We start from the raw sequence: 21,637 nt of genomic DNA on the forward strand, positions 1-21,637 counted from the left end.
GCACACATCGTCGGAAACGACGGGATTTCAGCGCCGCATGCAGCCGTCCACCCCCCGGATCCTCGAAACAAAGCTCAATCCCCCGGCCTTCGTCGCCACGCAGGTGCCGCGCACCGCGATCGGGGAAGAGGTCGCCTCGGCGGCCGTGAAGCTGGTGCTCGTGCGCGCGCCGGCCGGCTTCGGCAAGACCACCGCCATGGCGCAGATCCGCGAGCGCATGGAGGCCCGGGGCATCGCCACCGCATGGCTCACGCTGGACCGCGCCGACAACGATGTCTCGCGCTTCCTCGACTGCCTGGCCGAGGCCGTGCAGCGCCTGGGCGTGGAAGACCCGCGCGGCAACGGCGGCAACAACCCCTTCGATGCGGTGGCCGCGCTGGCGGCGCACGAGTCGCCCTTCACGCTCTTCCTCGACGACTTCGAGCGGGTGCAGGAGCCGGCCGTGCTGGGGCTGGTGCGCGAGATCGTCGAACACCTGCCGCGCCGCGGGCAGATCGTGATCGGCTCGCGCAGCCTGCCCGACCTGGGCCTGGGCCGGCTGCGCGCGCGCGGGCAGCTCACCGAGATCGACACCGACCGGCTGCGCTTCAGCCTGGAGGAGACCGGCGCCTTCTTCGGCCTGCGCCAGTCGCTGCCGGCCGAGATGCTCTCGCTGCTGCACCGCAAGACCGAGGGCTGGGTGGCGGCGATCTGGCTCGCGTCGATGGCGCTGGAGCGCCACGGCGCGGGCTCGGCGGGCGCCACCGCCACTGCTTTTGTCGAGCGCTTCTCGGGCTCCGACCGCGCGGTGGCCGAGTACCTCGCCGAGGACGTGCTCGCGCACCAGCCGAAGGAGATCCGCGACTTCCTGCTGCGCACCAGCATCCTGAGGCAGCTCGACGCATCGGTGTGCCAGGCGCTGTGCCCGCGTGTGGACTGCGCGGCCATCCTCGAGCAGCTGGCCGCGTCGAACCTGTTCCTCACGCCGGTGAGCGGCGATGGCGATGCGTGGCGCTACCACAGCCTCTTCGCCGACTTCCTGCGCGCGCAGCTCGCGCGCGAGATGCCCGGCGAGCCTGCGCGGCTGCACCTTGCGGCCTCGGGCTGGTACGAATCGCACGGCCGACCGGTGCCGGCCATCGACCATGCGATCGAGGGCGGAGACCATCCGCATGCGCTGAACCTGCTCGACCATCACGCCGCGCAGTTCCTCGAAGAGGGCCGCATGCGCATGCTGGCGCGCTGGTTCTCGGCCATTCCCGAGCACCAGCTGCGCGGGCATCCGTTCCTGCAGCCGATCTCGCTGTGGGCCACCTGCTTCACCCACGGCCCGTGGGACGCGATGCGACAGCTCGACGAATCGGGCTGCCTCGACAGTCCCATCGCCGAGGTGCGCGCGAGCGCCCACACCCTGGTGCCGCTGCTGCTGGCCATGCAGGACCGCCACGACGAGGCCTACGAGGCCGGCCGCCAGAGCCTGGCGCGCCTGCCCACCGGCCTGGCCTTCGCCGACAGCGTGCTGCTCAACGCGATGGCGCACATCCTCGCGGTGCGCGGCGACCAGCACGAGGCGCAGCGGCTGCTCGACGCGGCCCGGCGCGAGCAGGGCAACAGCGCCTTCAACCGCATGTACACCGAGTCGCTGGCGGGCCTGTTCGACCTGCACGAAGGCCGGCTGCGGCAGGCCACCGCGCGGCTGCGCATGGCGGTCGATTCCACGCACGCCGTGTCGTACAACCACAGCCACGGCAACGCATGGGCCGGCGTGCTCTACGCGGGCGCCGTGTACGAGACCAACCAGCTCGTGCAGGCCGAGCGCCTGCTGAACGTTTACCTGCCGCTGGCGCGCGACGTGGGCCTGCCCGACCACATGATCCTGAGCCACGCGATGCGCTCGCGGCTGGCCTTCCACGCGGGCGACATCGACGCGGCCTTCCAGGCGCTCACCGAGCTCGAGTACCTGGGCCACCAGCGCCAGTTGCCGCGCGTGGTGGCCGGCGCCAAGCTGGAGCGCTCGCGCATGCTGCTGCTGCAGGGCAACGGCCCCGCCTCGCACGACGAGCTGCTGCGCGCCGACGACCCCGCCCTGTGGGACCGCGAGCGCCGCCAGCGCCTGCCGGCCCACGACCTCGACTACCTGGCGCTGGCCAAGGCGCGCTGGGAGATCGCCTTCGGCGATGCGCGCGCGGCGCTGTCCGTGCTCGACGCCGAACTGCACGCCGCGCTCGCCGCGGCCCGCAACCGGCGCGCGCTCAAGCTCAGGGTGCTGCGTGCGCTGGCCCTGCAGCGCGCCGGCGACCCGGCCGCCGCCACCGAGGAGTTCGCCGGCGTGCTGCAGTCCGCGAGCCAGGAGGGCTTCATGCGGCTGATCCTCGACGAGGGCCCGGCCGTGGGCACGCTGGTGCACCGCAGCGCCGCCGCGATGCAGGAAGGCGGCGCCGGCGACCCGATCCTGGCGGACCACCTGCAGCGGCTGCTGCAGGCCGTGGGGCCGATGCCGGCGCCGGCCGAGTCGGAGGCTCCCCCCGGCGGCGAGGCGATGAAGGAGCCGCTCACGCGCAAGGAGATCCGCGTGCTCCAGCTGCTGGCCGAGGGCTACTCGAACAGCGCGATGGCCGAGAAGCTCTTCGTTTCCGACAGCACGGTGCGCACGCACCTGCGCAACATCAACATGAAGCTGGACGCGAAGAGCCGGACGCAGGCGGTGGCGATCGCGCGCAGGCTGGGTGTCATCCGATAGCCTTACATCCGGCCTCCTTCCGGCGCCGCCTACCCCCTGAACTACGGATTCCGGTGATACCCCACCGGTGCCTGCTTCCCTAGCATTTCCCTCTGTGTTCCAACTGCCGCGATAGCGCAAGGCGCATCGCGGCGCCTGGGAATCCTCGCCCGGCGCCGCCCCCCCAGCGCCCGGCGGGAAAGCCATGCAAGAACCAGAGAGCGGACTCAAGCCGAAGCACCATGCCCAAAGGAATCCCCAACTCCGCAGCCATGTACGGCATCTACCCCCGCAGCTGGGGCTACGAGGTGTCGATCGTGCGAAACGGAAAGCGCTATTTCCAGCAGTTCGGCCGCGCCAGCTACGGCGGCGACGCCCAGGCGCTGCGCCAGGCGCAGGAATGGCGCGACGGCGTGGTGCGCAGCGTGCCGCCGGTGCCTCGGCGCACGCGCGCCGAGAAGCTGCGCGTCAACAACACCACCGGCGTGTCGGGCGTGTTCTGCCAGGTCGCGCCGGGCGGCAAGGTGCGGGCCTGGGTCGCCAAGACCTACATCGGGCAGGACGAGATCCTGCGCACCGACTTTCCCGTGAACACGGTGGGCGACGCGGCGCAGGCGCTGGCCATCGAGGAGCGGGCGCGGCAGCTCGAACGCATGGACGGCCTGGCCAGGCTGCATCCGGCCGAGGAGTCCATCCGGACGAGCCCACCGGCCTCTCCGGCCGAGACGCTGGTGCCCAAGCGCTCCAAGTCCGAGATCAAGCGCAGCACCAATTCGAGCGGTGTGAGCGGCGTGCATTTCAAGGCGCCGAACCCGGGCCATCCGGGCTACTGGCTCGCCATCACCTACACGGCCGGCCGGGGCAGCGTGAGCAAGGCCTTCTCCATCAAGGAGCACGGCGCCGAGAAGGCGAAGCAGCTGGCCATCGAGGAACGCCAGCGCCAGCTGGAGCAGAAGCACGCGTTCATGCAGCAGGAAAGCAGCGCCGCGGCGAAGACGCCGGCGATCTCCATCCCCTTCCTGCCCGACCAGCCCTCCCGGGCTTCCTCCCTGCTGCACGGCATGGCCGCCGCCGAGGCGAGGCCGGCGCAGTGATTCCGTGGATGTCCGCGCCCGGCGCCGTTCGCGCGGCGGCCGGCGGATATCCGTGCCCGGCGCGGGCCGCCGGGGATATTTTTCCGACCGCCTCCGCCGCCCGGACGGATTCATGGCGGCGCTTCGGCCAGAATAGCTGCGAAAAATGCGCGCCCGATAGCCACCGCAATGGCGACGGCGACGCGCGAGCCGGGGAGCCCATCGGAATCAGCATCGGCGATGCTGAGTACGCAAGCAGCAGCATCACATCGAGAATGCCCAAAGGTGTACCGAACCCGGCAGCCATGTATGGCATCTACGCCAGGTCCTGGGGTTTCGAAGTCTCCATCGTCCGCAACGGCGTCCGCCATCACAGGCTGTTCGGCAAGGCCAGTTACGGCGGCGCGGAACAGGCGCTGCTTCACGCGCAGGACTGGCGCGACCACATCGTGCGCAGCGTGCCGCCGCTGCCGCGCAGTGCGCGGGCCGAGAAACCCCGCGCCAACAACAGCACCGGCGTGACCGGCGTGTTCCACCACCTCGCGCCCAGCGGCCGGGTGCGCGCCTGGATGGCCAAGACCTACATCGCGCCCGACGAGATTCTGCGCACCGATTTCTCCGTCGCCGAGCTGGGCGACGACGCGCAGGCGCTCGCGATCCAGGAGCGCGCACAGCAGCTCAAGCGCATGACCGGGCTGGCGCGCATCCACCCGGCCGAGGAGGCGATCCGCATGGGGCTGTCAGCCCACCCTGCCGGGCCGCGCGAACCCAAGCGCTCGAAGTCGGAGATCACCCGGCGCAACAACACCAGCGGCGTGAGCGGCGTGCATTTCAAGGCGCCCAACCCCAGCCACCCTGGCTACTGGCTCGCCATCACCTACACCGCCGGCAAGGGCAGCGTGAGCAAGGCCTTCTCGGTGAAGACGTACGGCGCCGAGGCGGCGAAGAACATGGCCATCGCCGAACGCGCGAACCAGCTCGCCCTGAAGCAGCTTGCGGCCGGGGAAGAAGAACGACATCAGAGAGGAAAAGCCGAGGCCGGCGTCCGCGCGACGACCGGCACGAGGCGGAACAACGGATGAGTCCATTGCAAGGAAGAGACCTCGCGCGCGCCGCGAGGCCAGGGGAAGGCCGCCCGCGCGGAGCGGCCCGCCCATGAATCACAAGCACCTGCACCAGCTGCTGCGCGTCGCGTCGCACCTGATGGACCAGGCCGCGGCGGAAGTGCGCAGCACCGATCTCGGACCCGTGGACGAGAACATCCAGCGCATCGGCCGCGCGCTGATCGAGGTGATCGAGGTGCAGCGGCAGCTCTACGCCGCGCAGCCCGAGCTGCAGCCCAGGTCGCTGGCAGCCGACTCGCGCGAGAGCGATGCCAACCTGCTCTTCACCCAGTACACGATGGAGGCGCTGGAGCTGGAGGACGCGGGCAACCCCGAGGCCGCGCGCGAGAAGTACACGCAGTTCATCGGGCTGTCGCCCTCCTACCCCCACCGCGAGATCGCTCGGGCGCAGATCAGGCGGCTGTCCTGAGCGTGCCCGGAGAACCGGGCCTCACAGGGCCCGGGCGATCACCTCCTTCATGATCTCGTTGGTGCCGCCGTAAATGCGCTGCACCCGGGCATCGGCGTACATGCGCGCCACCATGTATTCGTTCATGAAGCCGTAGCCGCCGAAGAGCTGCAGGCACTCGTCGATCACGCGGCCCTGCGCCTCCGAGCCCCAGAGCTTGGCCATGGAGGCGGTGGCGGTGTCGAGCCTGCCGGCCACCAGGTCCTCGATGCAGCGGTCGATGAAGGCGCGGCCCACCTTGATCTGCGTGGCGATCTCGGCGAGCTTGAACTTCGTGTTCTGGAACTCGGCGACGGGCTTGCCGAAGGCCTTGCGGTCGCGCACGTAGTCGAGCGTGGCCTGGTAGGCGCCCTCCATGGTGGCCAGCGCGCTCAGGCCGATGATGGTGCGCTCATAGGGCAGGTCGCTCATGAGCTGGAAGAAACCCTGACCCTCCACGCCGCCGAGCAGCGCGTCGGCGCCCACGCGCACGTCGTCGAAGAAGAGCTCGGAGGTGTCCTGCGCCTTCATGCCGATCTTGTCGAGCACGCGGCCCACGCGGAAGCCCTTGCAGCCCTCGGTCTCCACGATGAGGATCGAGGTGCCCTTGGCACCCTGGGTCGGGTCGGTCTTGCACACCACCAGCACCACGCCGGCCAGGAAGCCGTTGGTGATGAAGGTCTTGGAGCCGTTGACGACGTAGCCGCCTTCCTTCTTCTCGGCGCGGGTGCGCACGCCCTGCAGGTCGGAGCCCGCGCCCGGCTCGGTCATGGCGACGGCGCCGACCAACTCGCCGCGCGCCATGCGCGGCAGGTAGTGGCGCTTCTGCGCCTCGGTGCCGTGGTTGAGGAAGTAGTGCGCCACGATGCTGTGCACCGAGGTCGCCATGCCGGTCAGCGCACGGCGCGACATCTCCTCGTAGAAAACGGCCTCGTGGCGGAAGTCGCCGCCGGCGCCGCCGTACTCCTCGGGAATGTCGGCGCACAGCAGGCCGAGCGCACCGGCCTTGCGCCACACCTCGTGGCCCACGTGGCCGCGCTTGCGGGCCTCCTCGTCGTGCGGCAGCACTTCGGTCTCGATGAATCGCACCACGTTGTCGCGGTACAGCTCCAGGTCTTCGTCGCTCCAGGAGCGGCGGAAATCGATGGCCATGTTGTCTTCCTTTGCTTTCCTTGTTTCTGCCGGATCCCGCGGCTCAGCCCACGCGCCGTTGCCTGCCGGCCCAGAAGGGCTCGCGCAGCTGGAACTTCTGCAGCTTGCCGGCCGCCGACAGCGGCAGCGCGTCGCGGAACTCCACGCTGCGCGGGCACTTGTAGTTCGCGATGTGCTCGCGGCAGTGGGCGATGACGGCCTCGGCCTCCAGCGCCATGCCCTCGCGCCGCACGATCGCCGCGTGCACGCGCTCGCCCCACTGGTCGTCCGGCACGCCGATCACCGCGGACATCAGCACCTGCGGCATCTTCGCGATGGCGTTCTCGACCTCGGCCGAATACACGTTCTCGCCGCCGCTGACGATCATGTCCTTCATGCGGTCGACCACGTAGACGAAGCCTTCGTCGTCCATGTAGCCGCCGTCGCCGGTGTGCATCCATCCGCCGCGCAGCGCGGCCTCGGTCTGCTCGGGCTTGTTCCAGTAGCCCTTCATGACCATGGGGCCGCGCGCGACGATCTCGCCGACCTGGCCGGGCGGCAGCTCGTTGTCTTCGCCGTCGACGATGCGTACTTCGGCGATGGGCACCGGCGTGCCGGCGGAGCGCAGCAGCCGGTAGCGATCGGGGCCGGGCAGGTGGCAATGGGGCGACAGCGCCGTGACCACGGGCGACAGCTCCGTCATGCCGTAGACCTGCGCGAAGGCGGCGCCCGGAACGGCGCGCATCGCCTGGTCGAGCAGCGCGGCGTCGATGGGCGCCGCGCCGTAGAACAGCAGCCGCAGGCTAGACAGGTCGAACTCCGCGAAGCGCGGATGCTCGATCACGCGCTTGATCATGGTCGGCACCATGAACATCTCGGTGATGCGCGCGGACTGCACCGCCTGCAGCACGGCCAGCTCGTCGAACATCGGCAGCACGTGCGTGGGCGTGAGCCGCAGCATGTTCTGGATGGTGGCGCCGCAGCCGGCCACGTGGAACATGGGCGCGGCGACGAGGGCCACCGCGTTCTGCGCATCGCGCGGCAGCGCCGCCACGGTGCTCAGCGCGTTGATGCACAGGTTGCCGTGCGTGAGCATCACGCCCTTGGGCTGCCCGGTGGTGCCGCCGGTGTACATGATGGCCGCGAGTTCGTCGGGCGCATGCGGCGCATCTTCGATGGGCTGCGCCTCGCCCAGCAGCGCCTCGTAGCCCACCATGCCCTCGGGCACCGCGCCGTCGCCGCAATAGACCACGGTGCGCAGCGAGGCCGAGAGCTGCCGCAGCGCCGGCACCATCGGCACGAACAGGTCGTCCACCAGCAGGATGCGGGTGTCGCAGTCGTCCAGCGAATAGGCGACCTCCTTCGGGTTCCAGCGGATGTTGACCGGATTGATCACGCCGCCGCCCCACCAGGTGCCGAAGAAGTATTCGACGAAGCGGTGCGAGTTGAGGCTCATCATGCCGACGCGGTCGCCGCTCGCCATGCCCAGTCGCTTCAGCACCGCGCCCAGGCGCGCGACGCGATCGGCGAGGGTGGCGAAGTCCTGCCGCGTGGCGCCGCAGACGATGGCGGTGCCCTTCGGCTTCTCGCGCCGGCCCTTGTGCAGGGGTTGGGTGAGGAACATGGGTGGCTGTCTCCGTTCTTGTTTTCTCTGTTCAAGCCCCGCACAGCGGCGCGATGGCTTCCGCCGCCACGCCCCAGCGGCGCAGCACGGCGGAGCCGTCTTCGCCGGCAGTGGCCTGAGGCACCGTCGGCGCGGTGCGGCTGAATCGCGGCGCGGGCGCGGGCTGCACCACGCCGCCCAGGTTGGCGAAGGTGCCGCGCGCCACGTTGTGCGGGTGCTCCGGGGCCTCGTCCCAGTCGAGCACGGGCGCGAAGCAGGCGTCGCTGCCCTCGAGCAGCACGCACCACTCGTCGCGCGTGCGGGTGCGGAACACGTCGGCCATGCGCAGCTTGAGCATCGGCCAGCGGTCGGCGTCCATCTGCGCGTCGAAGGCGGTGTCGTCGGCGATGCCGCAGCGCTCGCGCAAGAGCGCGTAGAACTGCGGCTCGATGGCGCCCACGGCCACGTACTTGCCGTCGGCGCAGGCGTAGGTGTCGTAGAAGTGTGCGCCGCCGTCGAGCATGTTCTCGCCGCGCTGGCTGCTCCACTGTCCGGCCGACCTGAAGCCGTACATCATGGCCGACAGCAGCGCCGCGCCGTCGGTCATGGCGGCATCGACCACCTGGCCCTGGCCCGAGCCCTTGGCCTCGTGCAGCGCGGCGAGGATGCCGAATGCCAGCAGCATCGCGCCGCCGCCGAAGTCGCCCACGTAGTTCAGCGGCGGCACCGGCGGCTCGCCCGCGCGGCCGATGGCGTGCAGCGCGCCGCTGATGGCGATGTAGTTGATGTCGTGCCCCGCCGCATGCGCAAGCGGCCCGTGCTGGCCCCAGCCGGTCATGCGGCCGTAAACCAGCCGCGGGTTGCGCGCGTGGCATTCGGCGGGGCCGAGGCCCAGGCGCTCCATCACGCCGGGGCGGAAGCCCTCGATGAGCACGTCGGCCCTGGCGATGGCGTCGAGCACCGATTGCGCGGCGCCCTCCGCGCGCAGGTCGACCTGCAGCGTGCTGCGCCCGCGCGCGAGGATGTCGTGCGGCGCGGTGCGCGTGCCGGGGCGCTCGATGCGGATCACCTCCGCGCCCATGTCGGCGAACAGCATCGCGCAGAACGGGCCGGGGCCGATGCCCGCCATCTCGATCACCCGAAGGCCTTGCAGTGGACCTGCCATGGTCTGTCTCCTGTGTGTGGAGGCATCTTGGCGCCGCCCCCCTGGCGCCGCATCGTCGAAAGCGACGAAAGCGCTACGCCAGCGCCGCCACGGCGCGCAGCTTCGCGACGCGGCGCAGGTGCCACGAAGGCGGTCCGAACTGGCCCTCGATGAGCGTGGCGCGGCGCACGTAGTGGCCCACTGCCAGCTCTTCGGTCATGCCCATGCCGCCATGCAGCTGCACCGCACCCTGCCCGACCGCCCTGCAGGCCCTGGCGGCGGCCACCTTGGCGGACGAGACGGCGCGTGCGCGTTCGCCGGGCGAGGCGCCGTCGATGGCTTCGCCGACGCTGGCCGTGAGCGCCGCGGCCTGTTCCAGCGCCATGTGCATGTCGGCCAGCCGGTGCTGAAGCACCTGGAAGCTCGCGATCGGCACGCCGAACTGCTTGCGCTGCCGCACGTAGTCGAGCGTGTCGCGCATCAGGCGGCGCATGACGCCGACCGATTCGGCGCACACGGCGAGCGCGGCCTCGTCGAGCGCCCGTTCGATCTGCGGCAGCGCGCCGCCCTCCTCGCCCAGCAATGCGTCGGCCGGCAGGCGCAGGTCGTCGAATGCGATCTCCGCCGCACGGCCGCCGTCGCGCGTCGGGTAGGCACGCAGGCGCAGGCCGGGCGTGTTCTTCGGAACGACGAAGAGCGAGAGACCGGCGCCGCCTCGCGCGCTCACGAGCAGGTGGCTGGCCCATGGCGCGGCGTGCACCACGGCCTTGCGTCCGTTCAGGCGGAAGGAGCCGTCGGCATCGCGCACGGCTTCGGTCCGCACATCGGCGCGGTCGTGCCGGCTCTGCGGCTCGCCATGGGCGAATGCGAGCACGGCCTCGCCCGCGACCGTGCGAGCGAGCAGCGCATCGGCCTGCACGCCCGGGTTGCGCTGCAGCAGCCCGGCGCCGATGACCATGGTCGACAGGTAGGGCTCGGCGGCGAGTGCGCCGCCCAGCGTTTCCATCACGGCGAGATGCGCGGGCATGCCGCCGCCGAGGCCGCCCTGCGATTCGGGCAGCGCAGCGCCCAGCAGGCCGAGTTCGCCGGCAAGGCCCTGCCAGAAGGGCGGCGGCGCGTCGTCGGCCTTGCGCAGCGCATACAGGCGCTGCTCGAAGCCGTGGTTGTCGTCGAGGTAGCGCGCGAGGCTGTCGCGCAGCATCGCCAGGGTGTCGTCGCGTTCGGTGGTGGCGTTCATGGCACAGCCCTCAGTTCGCCAGCAAATGGGCCGCGACGATGTTGCGCTGCACCTCGTTGGACCCCGCGTAGATCGACGCCGCGCGGTCGTTGAGGTAGGCCGACATCGAGAACACGGCGTCCTCCGGAACGGGCAGTTCGCCTCCCTGCAGCTGGTCGTGCAGCGGAAGGTCGGCGGCTGCGTAGTGGGCGGCGATCTCGACGCCGAGCTCGGTCAGCCGCTGGCGCAGTTCGGAGCCCAGCACCTTGCCCATCGAAGGGCGGATGCCGTGCGGCTCGCCGCGGGCCTGGGCGCGCAGCGATTGCAGCTCGGTGGCCTCGAGCGCGTCGATGGCGCATTCGGCTTCGGCCAGGCGCAGGGCCATGTCGTCGGCCTCCTGCGCGTCGCCCGCCGCCGCGAAGGCTGCGTCCGCGGCTTGCTGCAGGCGGCGCAGGCGTGCGCGCAGCATCGGCGCCCACGCACCGCCGCGCTCGTGCTGCAGCAGGTACTTGGCGATGGCCCAGCCCTGGTTCTCCTCGCCGATGAGCCCTTCGGCCGGCACGCGCACGTCGTCGAAGAACACCTGGTTGAGCTCGTGGTCGCCCGAGATGCTGATGATCGGCCGGATGGTGATGCCCGGCTGCGGGATGTCGAAGCACAGGAAGCTGATGCCCTGCTGCGGCTTGCCGCCCGAGGCGGTGCGCACCAGGCAGAACATGCGGTTGGCGTACTGGGCGTGGGTGGTCCAGATCTTGGTGCCGTTGATGACGTAGTGGTCTCCATCGCGCACGGCCTTGCACTGAAGCGAGGCCAGGTCGGAGCCCGACTGCGGCTCGGAGTAGCCCTGGCACCAGTAGTCCTCGCCCGAGCGGATGCCGGGCAGCCAGGCCTTCTTCTGCGCCTCGGTTCCGAAGGCGATGATCACCGGCGCGACCATGCCCGGGCCCATCGGGGCGCGCGGCGGGGCGTCGGCGGCCGCCAGCTCGGCCGAGAAGATGTAGTGCTGCATCGGCGTCCAGCCGGTGCCGCCGTGCTCCACCGGCCAGTGCGGCACGCTCCAGCCGCGCCCGGCGAGGATGCGGTGCCAGCGGTTGCCGTATTCATGGTCGCTGAAGATGCCGGAGCTGCGCCGGCCGGCGGCGCGAAGCTCGGGCGTCAGCTCGCGCGCGAGGAAGTCTCTGACCTCGTCGCGGAACGCGGCCTCCGCGGTCGTGAGTGCCCAGGCCATGGTGTTCGTCGTCTCCTTCGGGAATGCCCTGGCCGAGTGTGATGCCGTCCGGGCCGGCCGGCATCGTCGGATCGGACGAACGTGGCGGCGCGACCCATGCATGCACTGCGGAGGCTCACGGATTTCCGTGGAACCTGGTTTGCATGCGGGATAGTCCGATACGGCGGGCCATCGGTTGCTGCTTCAATCGTTCGCGGGGAGCTGTTCCGTGCGGCAGAGAAGAAAGAGCCGCCCTCGAAGGAGCACTGCAGTGAGCACTGTCATTCCCGGCTTTCCGCACAGCAGCGTCGAGCGCCTGTGCGACTACGAGCTGCCGGAACAGCCCGGCGCCACGCCTGCCCTCGACCCACCCGATTCCGACGGCCCCGAGAACCTCGCGCTGGCCTGGTGGCTGTGGATGGACGAGCTGGGCAGGAGCATGCTGAAACACTACGACGCCTGGCGCGAGCAGTTCGACCGGGCGACGAGCACGACCGGGCGCGACCACAGAGGCTGAGCGCGGCAGCCCTGCCTCTTTTTTCCGCGCTTCAGGCGGCGACGGCCTCGCGCTGCGGCGTCGCCTTCGACGGCACGGGCATGTGCCTGGCCCAGTCGATGATTTCTAGCGTGCCGTCGGCATGCTCGGCCAGCGCCGTGAGGCTCTCGACCCAGTCGCCGTCGTTGCAGTAGAGGATGCCGTCGATGTCGCGCATCTCGGCGTGGTGGATGTGGCCGCAGACCACGCCCTGCGCGCCGCGCTTGCTGGCCTCGCGCGCCACGGCCACTTCGAAGTCGCCCACGTAGCTCACGGCGCGCTTCACCTTGCCCTTGAGGTACTTGGAAAGCGACCAGTAAGGCAGCCCCATGCGCGCGCGCAGCGAATTGAGGTGGCGGTTGAGCTTGAGCGTGAACTCGTAGAGCGAGTCGCCCACGTAGGCCAGCCACTTGGCGCACTGGATCACGCCGTCGAACAGGTCGCCGTGGATGATCCAGAGCTTGCGGCCGTCGGCCGTCTCGTGGATCCACTCGTCGGCCACGTCGATGCCGCCGAAGTTGTGGTGCAGGTACTTGCGGGCGAACTCGTCGTGGTTGCCCGGGATGAAGATCACGCGCGTGCCCTTGCGCGCCTTGCGCAGCAGCTTCTGGATCACGTCGTTGTGCGCCTGCGGCCAGTACCAGTGCCGCTTGAGCTGCCAGCCGTCGATGATGTCGCCGACCAGGAACAGCGTCTCGCACTCTGTGTGCTTGAGGAAATCGAGCAGGGCCCGGGCCTGGCAGCCGGGGGTGCCCAGGTGCAGGTCGGAGATCCAGAGGGTGCGGAAGTGCAGCGGCGGACGCCCGCGATCGTCGTCCTCCGGGTCGAGTGCCCGGGCCGCGGTGTCGCGCCATGCGCGAAGGAAAGCGTCGTCGCGTTGCATGGCCCGGTAGGCTCCCACCGCCGGGTGACCGTACGATGGCGACCCCGTGACATCCCGGTGACTTGTGGCAGTGCAGCAACGCCACAATCGCGCGATGCGACCTGGCCAGATCATCGTTCTTGCGACACCCGTCTTCTTCCTGCTGATGGGGATCGAGTTCGCAGTGGGCCGTGCCCGCGCTCGCCGCGGCACCGGGCAGGACACCTACCGCCTCGCCGACGCCATCAACAGCGTCGGGCTGGGCATGCTCAGCCAGGTCAGCGCGGTGCTCACCGGCCTGCTGCGCATCGGCATCTACACGGCCGTGTACTCGGCGATCTCGCTCTTCCCGCAGGAAGCGGCCCGGCAGTTCTGGACCACCTGGTACGGCTGGCTGCTGGCGCTCGTGTTCTACGACTTCTGCTACTACTGGCTGCACCGCATGGGCCACGAGTCGGCCGTGCTGTGGGCGGCGCACGTCGTGCACCACCAGAGCCAGCACTACAACCTCTCGACCGCGCTGCGCCAGACCTCCAGCGGCGCGCTGCTGGGCTGGATCTTCTACCTGCCGATGGCGGTGGCCGGCGTGCCGCCGCTGGTGTTCGGCGTGGTGGCGCTCGTCGACCTGCTCTACCAGTTCTGGGTGCACACCGAGCAGGTGGGCAGGCTGGGCTGGTTCGACCGCTGGTTCTGCTCGCCCTCGAACCACCGCGTGCACCACGCGGTGAACGACAAGTACCTCGACCGCAACTACGGCGGCGTCCTGATCGTGTGGGACCGCATCTTCGGCACCTTCCGCGAGGAGGACGAGCGCTGCGTCTACGGCACGCGCGGCGGGCTGCGTAGCTGGGACCCGCTGTGGGCCAACGCCGAGGTCTACTGGGCGCTCGCGAAGGATTCATGGCACGCGCGCAGCTGGGCCGACAAGCTGCGCGTGTGGCTCAAGCCGCCGGGCTGGCGGCCGGCGGACGTGGCGGCGCGCTTTCCGAAGCCGGCCTTCGACATCGCGAAGGTGACGCGCTACGAGCCGGCGGTGAGCGCGGGCGTGCAGTGGTTCGCGGGCATCCAGTTCCTGCTGCTGGTCGGGTGCGCTGTGGTCTTCCTGTGGTTCTCCGACCTCATGCCGCTGTCGCATTCCGGAGTCTGGCTGGCCGCGCTGACGGCCATGCTGTGGGCGATCGGCGGCGTGCTGCAGGGGCGGCTGACGGTCACCGAGGTGCTGCTGATCGAGGCCGCAGCCCTGGCCACGGCCAGCGCGGCACTGGGCATCGGCTGGCTGCACCACGTCTTCAAGCCGCTGGCAATGTCGATCGCGATCGTCCTCGCGGCCCGGCGGGCGCTCGCGGCCGGCCCGGTCACCGGCTTCGACGGCCTGCTGGTGGCGGGCCTGGTCGCTTCGCTGGCAGGCGACGTGCTGCTGATGGGGCCGGCCGGGATGTTCGTGCCCGGCCTCGTGTGCTTCGTGCTGGCCCACCTCGCCTACATCGCGCTGTTCCGCATCGGCGTGGGGCTGTTCCCGCGCCCCGGGGCGCTGGCGGCCACGCTGCTGGTCGGCGCGGCGATGTACGCCTTCCTCTGGCATGGCGGGCTGCCGGCGGCGCTGCGGATTCCGGTCGGCGCCTATGTGGTGGTGATCGCCTGCATGGCGGCGCAGGCCATCGGGCGCGCGGCGGTGCTGCGCCGGACCGACCCGTCGGCCCCATGGGTGGCGGTGGGTGCCTGCTTCTTCATGCTGAGCGACTCGCTGCTGGCGATCAACCGGTTCGTGATGCCGATGCCGCTGGCGCAGCTGTGGGTGCTGGCGACGTACTACGCGGCGCAGGTGTTGATCGTGCGGCACGCGAGGCGCAGGGCCTCGATTTGACTTGCTCCGTCCCCTTCCGGGGGAGGGCCGGGGTGGGGGCAGGCGGCGTCGGAATGGACACGCCGTCGTGCCCCCATCCCAACCTTCCCCCAAAGGGGGAAGGAGAAAGAACATGGTGCCCAGGTCGATTGACTTCGGCTCGCTCCCTCCCCCGCTGGGGGAGGGTTGGGGTGGGGGCAGGCGGCGTTGGAGTGGTCGCGCCGTCGTGCCCCCATCCCGGCCTTCCCCCAGCGGGGGAAGGAGGAAGAACCTAATCCACGCAGCGCTGGATTTCCACCGTCGAGTGGCGGATCTCCTCGTGCATCGAGAAGCAGGCCCGCACCTGGTCGGCGGTGAGCGTCGGCGAGTGGGTCACCACGGTGAGCGCGCAGGCGTAGGCGTCGCGGCCCACGCGCCACACGTGCAGGTCGGCCACGCGGGTCTCGGAATCGGCCAGCAGGGTCTCGACGCCTTCCTTGATCTCCGCGGTGACGGGGTGGTCCATCTCGCGGTCGAGCAGCACCTTGCCGGTCTCCTTCAGCAGCCCCTTGGCCCAGGCCGCCACCAGCACCGCGCCGACGATGCCCATCGCCGGGTCGAGCCAGGCCCAGCCGTAGAACCAGCCGCCCAGCAGCGCCGCGATGGCGAGCACCGAGGTGGCGGCGTCGGCCACGACGTGCAGGTAGGCCGAGCGCAGGTTCAGGTCGTGGCCATGGCCGTGGTGATCTTGATGGCCGTGCCCATGGTGATGGTGGTCGTGTGCATGTCCATGGTCGTGCCCGTGATGGTGATGCGCCCCACCCAGCAGCCGCGCACAGACCAGGTTGACCACCAGCCCCAGCACCGCCACGGCGATGGCCTCGGGGTAATGGATGGCCGAGGGCGACCACAGCCGCTCCAGCGAGCCCACCACCATCAGCGCCGCCACGCCCAGCAGCGCCAGCGCGCTCGCGAAGCCGCCCAGCACCTCGATCTTCCAGGTGCCGAAGGCGAAGCGCGGGTCGCGCGCATAGCGGCGCGCGGCGGCATAGGCGAAGGCGCTCAGGCCGATGGCCAGCGCGTGCGAGCTCATGTGCCAGCCGTCGGCCAGCAGCGCCATCGAGTTGAACCACCATCCGGCGCCGATCTCGACGACCATCATCGCGAAGGTGATCCACATCACCAGGCGCGTGCTGCGCTCGGCGGAAGAGGTGTCGGCGCCGAAATGGTGGTCGTGCTGCCAGGCGCTCAGGTCATGGGTGTGCATGGGAATCAGGCTCCAAAGAGATCGGGGCCGTCGGCACGGCCCGAGGGCGGGGCCACGCCCAGGTGGCGGTAGGCGGCCAGCGTGGCGATGCGTCCGCGCGGCGTGCGCTGCAGGTAGCCCTGCTGGATCAGGTAGGGCTCGATCACGTCCTCGATGGTGTCGCGCTCCTCGCCGATGCTGGCGGCCACGTTGTCCAGGCCGACCGGGCCGCCGTCGAAGCGGTGGATGACGGCCTCCAGCAGCTTGCGGTCCATCAGATCGAAGCCCTGCGGATCGACGTCGAGCATGGCCAGCGCCCGGTGCGCGATGTCTTCGGTGATGCGGCCGTTGCCCTTGACCTCGGCGTAGTCGCGCACGCGGCGCAGCAGGCGGTTGGCGATGCGGGGCGTGCCGCGCGAGCGGCGGGCGATCTCGAAGCCGCCGGCCGCATCGGCCTCCACCTTCAGCAGGCCGGCGCTGCGGTGCACGATCAGCGCGAGCTCCTCGGGCGTGTAGAACTCCAGCCGCGCGACGATGCCGAAGCGGTCGCGCAGCGGGTTGGTCAGCATGCCGGCGCGGGTGGTGGCGCCCACCAGAGTGAAGGGCTGCAGGTCGAGCTTGATGCTGCGCGCCGCGGGGCCCTCGCCGATCATGATGTCGATCTGGTAGTCCTCCAGCGCCGGATACAGGATTTCCTCGACGACCGGGCTCAGCCGGTGGATCTCGTCGATGAAGAGCACGTCGTTCGGCTCCAGGTTGGTCAGCAGCGCCGCCAGGTCCTTGGGCTTCTCGAGCACGGGGCCGGAGGTCTGGCGCAGGTTGACGCCCAGTTCGGCCGCGACGATGTGCGACAGCGTGGTCTTGCCCAGGCCCGGCGGGCCGAAAAGCAGCACGTGGTCGAGGGCTTCCTTCCGCTTGCGCGCGGCACCGATGAAGATCTCGAGCTGCTCGCGCACCTTGGCCTGGCCGACGTACTCGTCGAGCAGCTTGGGACGCAGGGCCCGTTCGATCGCCTCCTCGTTGGGCGATGCGGGGGCCGCGGACACCACGCGTTGGGGGGCGGGCGCGAAGTCGTCTGTCTGGATGGTCATTTGCTGGAAGTGTGCGCCGACGAGTTTAGTCCCGAGCGCCGCGCCGGGCCGCCCCAAGCAAGCGAGCGCCCCCTCGGGGGGCAGCGAGGACACGCAGTGCCGAGCGTGGGGGCCCGTCCTTCACTGGCAGAATGCTTCGGCCATATAACGAACGAGGGGAAGCCAGCACGTGTCGATCTACGAACTGAAGCCGCGTTTCCAGGCACTGCTGCGGCCGCTGGTGGTCCGCCTGCATGCGATGGGCGTCACCGCCAACCAAGTGACGCTGGCGGCATGCGCGGTATCGGTGGCGCTCGGACTCTGGCTCTTCTTCGCGGCGCCCTCGCTGGCGGCCTTCGGGCTCATCCCGCTGTGGATGTTCCTGCGCATGGCCTTCAACGCCATCGACGGCATGCTGGCGCGCGAGCACAACCAGCAAAGCAGGCTCGGCGCCTTCCTCAACGAACTGACCGACGTGGTCTCCGACGCGGCGCTGTACCTGCCCTTCGCGCTGGTGCAGCCCTTCGGCGGCTTCTGGGTCGGCACCGTGATCGTGCTGGCCGGGCTGAGCGAATTCGCCGGCGCGCTGGGCCCCACGGTCGGCGCCTCGCGCCGCTACGACGGCCCGCTGGGCAAGAGCGACCGGGCCTTCGTGTTCGGCGCGCTCGGCCTGTACGTGGCGCTGGGCGGGCCGCTGCCGGGCTGGACGGCCTGGCTGATGCCGCTGCTGGCCGCGCTCGTGGCCTGGACCACCATCAATCGCATCCGCCGGGCACTGGCGGAGGCAGACGACAAGAATTCAACAGGGACTCAATGACAAACACGACTCCTCGCATCGCCGAAGAACTCCACTTCCAGACGCACGACGGCGAATCGCTCTTCTACCGCCGCTGGCCCGCCACCGGTGCCGCGCGGCGCGGCGCCGTGCTGCTGTTCCACCGCGGCCACGAGCACGGCGCGCGCATGGCGCACCTGGTCGACGAGCTCGACCTGCCCGACTTCGACTTCTACGCCTGGGACGCCCGCGGCCATGGCCGCTCGCCCGGCCAGCGCGGCTACAGCCCCAGCTTCGGCACCTCGGTGCGCGACGTGCAGACCTTCGTGCAGCACATCGGCGCCGTGCACGGCGTGCCCGAGCACGACATCCACGTGGTCGCGCAGAGCGTGGGCGCGGTGCTGATCGCCACCTGGGCGCACGACTACGCGCCCAAGGTGCGCGGCCTCACGCTCGCCTCGCCGGCCTTCAAGGTCAAGCTCTACGTGCCCTTCGCACGGCCGGGCCTGGCGCTGATGCACAAGCTGCGCGGGCTCTTCTTCGTCAACAGCTACGTGAAGGCGAAGTTCCTCACGCACGACCCCGAGCGCATCGCCAGCTACGAGAGCGATCCGCTCATCAGCCGGCCGATCGCGGTCAACATCCTGCTGGGCCTGTACGAGGCGGCCGAGCGCGTGGTGGCCGACGCCAACGCGATCACGCTGCCGGTGCAACTGCTCGTCTCGGGTGCCGACTGGGTGGTGCACCACAAGCCGCAGCACCAGTTCTTCGAGCGGCTGGGCAGCGCGGTCAAGACCAAGGTCGATCTGCCGGGCTTCTTCCACGACACGCTGGGCGAGAAGGACCGGGCGCCGGCCGTGGCGCAGATCCGCGAATTCATCCTGCAGCGCTTCGACGAGCCCGCCGTGCCGGTCGACCGCCGCGAGGCGCACCTCAGCGGCGAGACGGCCGAGGAGTCGCGCGCGCTGGCCGAGCCGCTCTCGCCCCTGTCGCCGCGCGGCGCCTACTGGGCCATCACCCGCGCCGGGCTGAAGCTGGGCGGCACCATGTCGGAAGGCATCAAGCTCGGCCACGAAACCGGCTTCGACTCCGGCAGCACGCTCGACTACGTCTACCGCAACCATCCGCAGGGCAGTTCGTTCATCGGCCGCTCCATCGACAAGACCTACCTGGAGTCGATCGGCTGGCGCGGCATCCGCCAGCGCAAGATCCACGTCGAGGAGCTGCTGCGCATCGCGATGGAGCGGCTGGCCGAGATGCACCGCGAGGTGCGCGTGATGGACATCGCCGCCGGCCACGGCCGCTACGTGCTCGACGCGGTGCTGGCGAGCCCCGTCAAGGCGAGCTCGATCCTGCTGCGCGACTACAGCGACATCAACGTGCGCGACGGCCGCGCGCTCATCGCCGAGAAGGGCCTGGAAGACGTCGCCCAGTTCGTGCAGGCCGACGCCTTCGACCGCATGAGCCTGGCCAGCGTCACGCCGCGGCCCACGCTGGCCGTGGTGTCGGGCCTGTACGAGCTCTTCCCCGACAACGAGATGGTGCGCCGCTCGCTCGCGGGCGTGGGCGACGCGGTGGAAGACCGCGGCTACCTGGTCTACACCGGCCAGCCCTGGCACCCGCAGCTCGAGATGATCGCGCGCGCCCTCACCAGCCACCGCCAGGGCGAGGCCTGGGTGATGCGCCGCCGCACCCAGTACGAGATGGACCAGTTGGTGGAGGAAGCCGGCTTCCGCAAGATCGACCAGCGGGTGGACGAGTGGGGCATCTTCACGGTGTCGCTGGCGGTGCGCGTCACGCAATGACGAGCACCCCTCGGCCCTGGAAGCGCGCCGCCGCCTGGCTGGTGCTGCTGGGGCCGCTGTTCTACGCGACCTACGGCTTCGCGAACTGGTGGGCCACCACGCGCGCCAACGTGCCGTCGATGGCCTTCGAGTGGGAGCGGCACGTGCCGTTCTGGCCGTGGACCATCTTCCCGTACTGGACGATCAACGCCTTCTACGCGCTGTCGCTCTTCCTCGCGCGCAGCAGGCACGCGCTCGACCGGCATGCGCTGCGGCTGCTGACGGCGACGCTCGTCGCCTGCACCTGCTTCGTGCTGTGGCCGCTGCACTTCAGCTTCGGGCAGCCGCCGGTCGACGGCGCGCCGGCCTTCCTGTTCAACGCGCTGCGGGGCTTCGACCAGCCCTTCAACCAGGCGCCCTCGCTGCACATCGCGCTGGCGGTGATCCTGTGGGACTGGTACCGGCAGTTCATCCGGCCGCTGTGGGCGCGGCTGGTGCTGCACCTGTGGGCCTTCGCCATCTGCGCCTCGGTGCTCACGACCTGGCAGCACCATTTCATCGACATCCCGACCGGCGCACTGCTGGGCCTGTTCTGCGTGTGGCTGTGGCCGCTGGAGCGCGTGGTGTCGATGCCGCGCGCATGGCGCACCACGCGCGACCCGCAGCGCTGGAGGCTGGCCGGCTTCTACGCGGTGGGTGCGGCACTGTTCCTGGCGGCGGCACTCTACGGCGGCGGGATCGCGCTGTGGCTCGCGTGGCCGGCTGCCTCGCTGGCTCTGGTGGCGCTGAACTACGCGGGCTTCGGCGCGCGCGGCTTCCAGATGGATGGCCGCGGCCGCATGGGCTGGGCGGCGCGCTGGATGCTGGCGCCCTACCGGCTCGGCGCCGCCGTCAATGCCTGGCTCTGGACGCGCAGCCTGCCAGCCTCGGTCGAGGTGGTGCCGGGCCTGCGGCTGGGCCGGCGGCCGACGCATGCCGAGTGGCTGGCCGCCGGCCGGCCCCGGCTGGTGAGCCTGTGCGCCGAGCTGCAGATGCCCGCCGGCGTGCCGCACGCGCGCTGCGTGCCGGTGCTCGACCTGACGGTGCCGCCCACCGTGCGCCTGCAGCGCGCGGCCGTCGTCATCGAAGGCCAGCGCAGGAGCGCGGACGGTGCCACAGTGTGGGTCTGCTGCGCGCTCGGCTTCTCGCGCAGCGCGGCGGCGGTGATCGCCTGGCTGGGCCGCTACGGGGCGGCCGGCGGCGTCGCCCAGGCCGAGGACGCGGTGCGCCGGGCACGACCGCAGATCGTGCTGCGGGATGCGTGGCGGGTCTCCCTGGAGCCGTTCGAGCCCTTGCAGGAGGTGCCGCCCCATGACCGATGACAACGACAGAACCACCTGCGCCGCGCTCGCGGCGCTGCTGCGCGCCGTGGCGCTGCTGGCCCTCTGGGGCTTCGCGCTCACCTGCATCTCGGCACTGGTGCTCGCGCTGACGCTGCGCTCGCTCTCCACAACCGCCACCATGGGCTTCGGCGCGGTCGTCATCCTCGGCGCGCTGGAGCGCTACTTCGCGTTCCGGCTGCGCTTCGACGAGGCGCTGTTCGACGGCCTCGCTCGCAACACCGTCGCCTCGCTCGACGCGCTCGACCGCGCGCTCGCCTCCCTCGGGCTGCGCGAGCCGCCGGCTTCGCAGCATGCGCCCCGCCCGCTCGACGACCGCGTGCAGGGCACCCGCCAGCTCATGCAGCGCCACGCCATCGTGGTGGCCTGCCAGAGCGCCATGTTCCTACTGGCCTTGATGACACAGGACTTGTCATGACTCTCCCCCAGGCTTGCCCACCGCGTGTGGCCTCCTCCCCCCTCGCCGGGGGCCGCACCGGCGGCCCGGCAAAGCCGGTTCCGCGGTGCGCACCAAACCAGCCGTTCACCCCGGAGGCGACGC

The 21,637-nt window shown here is 70.5% G+C and carries 18 protein-coding genes; 10 read left to right on the top strand and 8 right to left on the bottom strand.

Features of this window, described 5'->3' with window-relative positions; genetic code table 11:
- Window positions 1-37: 37 nt before the first annotated feature.
- The 4 genes from G369_RS0122595 to G369_RS0122610 all read left to right on the top strand — a co-directional run bounded on the left by G369_RS0122595 (window position 38) and on the right by G369_RS0122610 (window position 5,304).
- On the top strand, window positions 38-2,719 hold the full coding sequence (locus G369_RS0122595) for a winged helix-turn-helix domain-containing protein (protein WP_019656317.1): 2,682 nt from the start codon (window positions 38-40) through the stop codon (window positions 2,717-2,719).
- Window positions 2,720-2,940: 221 nt separating this feature from the next.
- Window positions 2,941-3,792 carry an AP2 domain-containing protein gene (locus G369_RS0122600; protein WP_026346551.1) on the top strand — a complete coding sequence of 284 codons (852 nt, stop codon included), beginning with the start codon at window positions 2,941-2,943 and terminating at the stop codon, window positions 3,790-3,792.
- Between the two features lie 8 nt (window positions 3,793-3,800).
- Window positions 3,801-4,853: an AP2 domain-containing protein gene (locus G369_RS36185; RefSeq protein WP_244164371.1), complete on the top strand. Its 1,053-nt coding sequence runs from the start codon at window positions 3,801-3,803 to the stop codon at window positions 4,851-4,853.
- Window positions 4,854-4,926: 73 nt separating this feature from the next.
- Window positions 4,927-5,304, top strand: coding sequence for a hypothetical protein (locus G369_RS0122610; protein ID WP_019656320.1), 378 nt, complete (start codon window positions 4,927-4,929; stop codon window positions 5,302-5,304).
- Window positions 5,305-5,325: 21 nt separating this feature from the next.
- On the opposite strand, the gene G369_RS0122615 is transcribed toward G369_RS0122610, so the two are convergent.
- From G369_RS0122615 to G369_RS0122635, 5 genes are all read right to left on the bottom strand, one after another.
- Window positions 5,326-6,474, bottom strand: a complete 1,149-nt coding sequence (locus G369_RS0122615) for an acyl-CoA dehydrogenase family protein (protein ID WP_019656321.1) — start codon at window positions 6,472-6,474, stop codon at window positions 5,326-5,328.
- Between the two features lie 43 nt (window positions 6,475-6,517).
- Window positions 6,518-8,077, bottom strand: coding sequence for a long-chain-fatty-acid--CoA ligase (locus G369_RS0122620; protein ID WP_019656322.1), 1,560 nt, complete (start codon window positions 8,075-8,077; stop codon window positions 6,518-6,520).
- 31 nt (window positions 8,078-8,108) lie between these two features.
- On the bottom strand, window positions 8,109-9,221 hold the full coding sequence (locus G369_RS0122625; RefSeq protein ID WP_019656323.1) for a CaiB/BaiF CoA transferase family protein: 1,113 nt from the start codon (window positions 9,219-9,221) through the stop codon (window positions 8,109-8,111).
- Window positions 9,222-9,294: 73 nt separating this feature from the next.
- Entirely contained in the window at window positions 9,295-10,437 is a 1,143-nt protein-coding gene (locus G369_RS0122630; RefSeq protein ID WP_019656324.1) for an acyl-CoA dehydrogenase family protein, read from the bottom strand.
- 10 nt (window positions 10,438-10,447) lie between these two features.
- Window positions 10,448-11,644, bottom strand: a complete 1,197-nt coding sequence (locus G369_RS0122635) for an acyl-CoA dehydrogenase family protein (RefSeq protein WP_019656325.1) — start codon at window positions 11,642-11,644, stop codon at window positions 10,448-10,450.
- A 250-nt stretch (window positions 11,645-11,894) separates the two neighbouring features.
- On the opposite strand from G369_RS0122635, the gene G369_RS0122640 reads away from it, so the two are divergent.
- Window positions 11,895-12,140: a hypothetical protein gene (locus G369_RS0122640; RefSeq protein WP_019656326.1), complete on the top strand. Its 246-nt coding sequence runs from the start codon at window positions 11,895-11,897 to the stop codon at window positions 12,138-12,140.
- Window positions 12,141-12,171: 31 nt separating this feature from the next.
- Here the strand turns inward: G369_RS0122640 and G369_RS0122645 are convergent, their stop codons facing one another.
- Window positions 12,172-13,041, bottom strand: coding sequence for a UDP-2,3-diacylglucosamine diphosphatase (locus G369_RS0122645; protein ID WP_019656327.1), 870 nt, complete (start codon window positions 13,039-13,041; stop codon window positions 12,172-12,174).
- 94 nt (window positions 13,042-13,135) lie between these two features.
- Between G369_RS0122645 and G369_RS0122650 the strand changes: the two genes are divergently transcribed.
- Window positions 13,136-14,884 (top strand): lysoplasmalogenase family protein, encoded by a 1,749-nt coding sequence (locus G369_RS0122650; RefSeq protein WP_019656328.1) that lies wholly within the window; start codon window positions 13,136-13,138, stop codon window positions 14,882-14,884.
- A gap of 250 nt (window positions 14,885-15,134) precedes the next feature.
- On the opposite strand, the gene dmeF is transcribed toward G369_RS0122650, so the two are convergent.
- Both dmeF and ruvB read right to left on the bottom strand, forming a co-directional pair.
- Complete coding sequence (gene dmeF, locus G369_RS0122655) at window positions 15,135-16,109, bottom strand: CDF family Co(II)/Ni(II) efflux transporter DmeF (RefSeq protein WP_019656329.1); 975 nt, start codon at window positions 16,107-16,109, stop codon at window positions 15,135-15,137.
- A gap of 5 nt (window positions 16,110-16,114) precedes the next feature.
- Complete coding sequence (ruvB, locus tag G369_RS0122660) at window positions 16,115-17,179, bottom strand: Holliday junction branch migration DNA helicase RuvB (protein ID WP_019656330.1); 1,065 nt, start codon at window positions 17,177-17,179, stop codon at window positions 16,115-16,117.
- Between the two features lie 169 nt (window positions 17,180-17,348).
- Here ruvB and G369_RS0122665 point away from each other — a divergent pair, with 169 nt between their 5' ends.
- Genes G369_RS0122665 through G369_RS0122680 form a run of 4 tightly spaced genes read left to right on the top strand, consistent with a single transcriptional unit; the run spans window position 17,349 to window position 21,514 of the window.
- Window positions 17,349-17,975, top strand: a complete 627-nt coding sequence (locus G369_RS0122665) for a CDP-alcohol phosphatidyltransferase family protein (protein WP_019656331.1) — start codon at window positions 17,349-17,351, stop codon at window positions 17,973-17,975.
- Window positions 17,972-19,738 carry a bifunctional alpha/beta hydrolase/class I SAM-dependent methyltransferase gene (locus G369_RS0122670; RefSeq protein WP_019656332.1) on the top strand — a complete coding sequence of 589 codons (1,767 nt, stop codon included), beginning with the start codon at window positions 17,972-17,974 and terminating at the stop codon, window positions 19,736-19,738. Before G369_RS0122665 ends, G369_RS0122670 begins: the two co-directional genes overlap by 4 nt.
- Complete coding sequence (locus G369_RS0122675) at window positions 19,735-21,078, top strand: phosphatase PAP2/dual specificity phosphatase family protein (protein WP_019656333.1); 1,344 nt, start codon at window positions 19,735-19,737, stop codon at window positions 21,076-21,078. Before G369_RS0122670 ends, G369_RS0122675 begins: the two co-directional genes overlap by 4 nt.
- Entirely contained in the window at window positions 21,068-21,514 is a 447-nt protein-coding gene (locus G369_RS0122680) for a hypothetical protein (protein ID WP_019656334.1), read from the top strand. Before G369_RS0122675 ends, G369_RS0122680 begins: the two co-directional genes overlap by 11 nt.
- Window positions 21,515-21,637 lie beyond the last annotated feature (123 nt).

This window comes from Variovorax atrisoli 110B (assembly GCF_000382045.1).
GTDB lineage: Bacteria > Pseudomonadota > Gammaproteobacteria > Burkholderiales > Burkholderiaceae_C > Variovorax > Variovorax atrisoli.

What these genes read in the sequence shown, in the direction of transcription:
- G369_RS0122595 (WP_019656317.1), top strand. Translation starts at nt 38, where the DNA reads ATGCAGCCGTCCACCCCCCGGATCCTCGAAACAAAGCTCAATCCCCCG.
- G369_RS0122600 (WP_026346551.1), top strand. Translation starts at nt 2,941, where the DNA reads ATGCCCAAAGGAATCCCCAACTCCGCAGCCATGTACGGCATCTACCCC.
- G369_RS36185 (WP_244164371.1), top strand. Translation starts at nt 3,801, where the DNA reads ATGTCCGCGCCCGGCGCCGTTCGCGCGGCGGCCGGCGGATATCCGTGC.
- G369_RS0122610 (WP_019656320.1), top strand. Translation starts at nt 4,927, where the DNA reads ATGAATCACAAGCACCTGCACCAGCTGCTGCGCGTCGCGTCGCACCTG.
- G369_RS0122615 (WP_019656321.1), bottom strand. Translation starts at nt 6,474, where the DNA reads ATGGCCATCGATTTCCGCCGCTCCTGGAGCGACGAAGACCTGGAGCTG.
- G369_RS0122620 (WP_019656322.1), bottom strand. Translation starts at nt 8,077, where the DNA reads ATGTTCCTCACCCAACCCCTGCACAAGGGCCGGCGCGAGAAGCCGAAG.
- G369_RS0122625 (WP_019656323.1), bottom strand. Translation starts at nt 9,221, where the DNA reads ATGGCAGGTCCACTGCAAGGCCTTCGGGTGATCGAGATGGCGGGCATC.
- G369_RS0122630 (WP_019656324.1), bottom strand. Translation starts at nt 10,437, where the DNA reads ATGAACGCCACCACCGAACGCGACGACACCCTGGCGATGCTGCGCGAC.
- G369_RS0122635 (WP_019656325.1), bottom strand. Translation starts at nt 11,644, where the DNA reads ATGGCCTGGGCACTCACGACCGCGGAGGCCGCGTTCCGCGACGAGGTC.
- G369_RS0122645 (WP_019656327.1), bottom strand. Translation starts at nt 13,041, where the DNA reads ATGCAACGCGACGACGCTTTCCTTCGCGCATGGCGCGACACCGCGGCC.
- G369_RS0122650 (WP_019656328.1), top strand. Translation starts at nt 13,136, where the DNA reads ATGCGACCTGGCCAGATCATCGTTCTTGCGACACCCGTCTTCTTCCTG.
- dmeF (WP_019656329.1), bottom strand. Translation starts at nt 16,109, where the DNA reads ATGCACACCCATGACCTGAGCGCCTGGCAGCACGACCACCATTTCGGC.
- ruvB (WP_019656330.1), bottom strand. Translation starts at nt 17,179, where the DNA reads ATGACCATCCAGACAGACGACTTCGCGCCCGCCCCCCAACGCGTGGTG.
- G369_RS0122670 (WP_019656332.1), top strand. Translation starts at nt 17,972, where the DNA reads ATGACAAACACGACTCCTCGCATCGCCGAAGAACTCCACTTCCAGACG.
- G369_RS0122675 (WP_019656333.1), top strand. Translation starts at nt 19,735, where the DNA reads ATGACGAGCACCCCTCGGCCCTGGAAGCGCGCCGCCGCCTGGCTGGTG.
- G369_RS0122680 (WP_019656334.1), top strand. Translation starts at nt 21,068, where the DNA reads ATGACCGATGACAACGACAGAACCACCTGCGCCGCGCTCGCGGCGCTG.